Genomic DNA, 1,837 nt, shown 5'->3' on the forward strand with positions numbered 1-1,837 from the left:
TCCTGGGTTGTTGTCGGCTCTGTGGGGTTCAGTGCGGCAAAGACCCGGTCGCTGGTCGTGCCGGGGACGATGGTCTGGGGGATGGTTTCTGCCAGCCTGTCCGGGTGTGGGGCATGGTTGGTGGGGTGCACACCGTCTTGGTGGTTCGCTGCTGCCTGTGCGTGGGGGGCGCGGGTGAGGTCCCCGGTGACCGGCGGGAGGAGGGCGGGGTGGTGGATGTGACCGGGGCCGGCCGGGTCCGTGGTCTCCTGCGGTGCTGTCCTGCCGGGTTGGTCGGAGGTATCCCGGGGCAGTTCACCTGGCCCGTTTTCGGCGAGGCCGTGCCGGCCCAGGGCATCCACCCGCACCCCCAGCCGCTTGAGCCGCTTGCCGCCGACCAGCAGCTTGAGTGACTCGACGGTGACACCGTGGGCCGCAAGGACGTCCCTGATCATGCCTTCCTCCAGACCGAGGCGGGCGGCCAGGATGGCGAGGTGCACACCGCGGTGGTTGTTCGTTGCCGCCAGTTGGCGGATGGTGCGGGCGAGGTCCTCGACGGCCGGGAGGTGGGCGAGGCCATGCCCGCCCAGAGCATCCACCCGCACCCCCAGCCGGAAGCGCCGCTCGCCGCCGAACCACTGCCCGAGCCTGTGGACGTTGATGCCGTTGACCTCAAGGACGTCTCTGATCACGCCTTCCTTCTGACGGAGGTGGGCAGCCAGGGCGTCAAGGTGCACACCGCGGTGGTTGTCCGCTGCTGCCAGCTCGCGGATGGTGCGGGCGAGGTCCTCGATGGTCGGGAGGTGGGCGAGGCCGTGCCCGCCCAGGGCATCCACCCGCACCCCCAGCCGTTCGCGCTGTTTGTCGTCGTCCAGCCCTGTGAATTTCTGGACGCTGATGCCAGCGGCCTGGAGGACGCTCCTGATCTCGTATGTCTTCAGGTCAAGGTGCTCGAATTTCTGCTGGCCGCGGAGGTGGGTGGTCAGGGCGTCGAGGTGCACACCAGTCCGTTCCCCAGCCAGTTGGCGGATGGTGCGGGCGAGATCCTCGATGTTCAGCGGTGCAGGTGAGGCGGGGTAATGGGTCTGGTCGGATCCGGCCTGGTCCGCCGTGGCGGGTGGGGTGGTCGGGGGGGCGGGGTCCTGGTCCGCCGGGGTGTGGCTGCCCGTACGCACTGACACCACACCACTCGGTCCCACACCCCCCCCACTGGTGCCGACAACGGTGGAAGGACCGCCGACCTCCCACCATGTAGCGTCACTAAATCGACCCAGTGAGTAGTTCTCCTGCTGTCCGTCGAGTGGCCCGCTGTCCTCGCTCTCACCAGCTGCCGGTCCCGTCCCCGGAACACCGACGACCTGCCCACCGGGGTCTTCCCCCTGCTCCGGGAGACGGGCCCCCAGAATGCCTGTGTCCAGGCCCTGCTCCTCGGCGGAGGGATGCCAGTCCATCGCCTCGGTGGGCGGGGAGGCGTCCGCCGCCGGTATCGGGGGCGGGGCCTGGAGGGAAAGGTCCGCGAGGAACCGCTGCGCCTGTTCGTGATGCTCCGCGGTCACCTCCTCCTCGGAGCCAAGACCGAGAAGGGTCCTGGTCACGGCTGTCCAGTCGCCGTGTTCGTCCGCGCCGGGAAAGGCCAACGCACCGAGACTGGGACCAGTACCGACCATCCAGCCGTCGGGGTCGGGGTCCGGCTGGTTCGTTCCCTGTTCCGGGAGACCAGCCCGCGGAGAGTTGGTGCCCAGGCCCTGCGCACCGGTCTGTTCCCCGGCCAGTTGGCGGATGGTGCGGGCGAGGTCTTCGATGGGCGGGAGGTGGGTGGTGCTGTGCCGGCCCAGGTCCTCCTCCCGCATCGCGGGCA

At 69.6% G+C, this 1,837-nt stretch carries 1 pseudogene; it reads right to left on the minus strand.

Annotated elements, in window-relative coordinates:
• A pseudogene (locus tag ACWCPY_RS43230) lies at positions 1-1,837 on the minus strand (hypothetical protein); the annotation flags it as partial.

It is taken from the genome of Streptomyces sp. NPDC002403, from assembly GCF_053593015.1.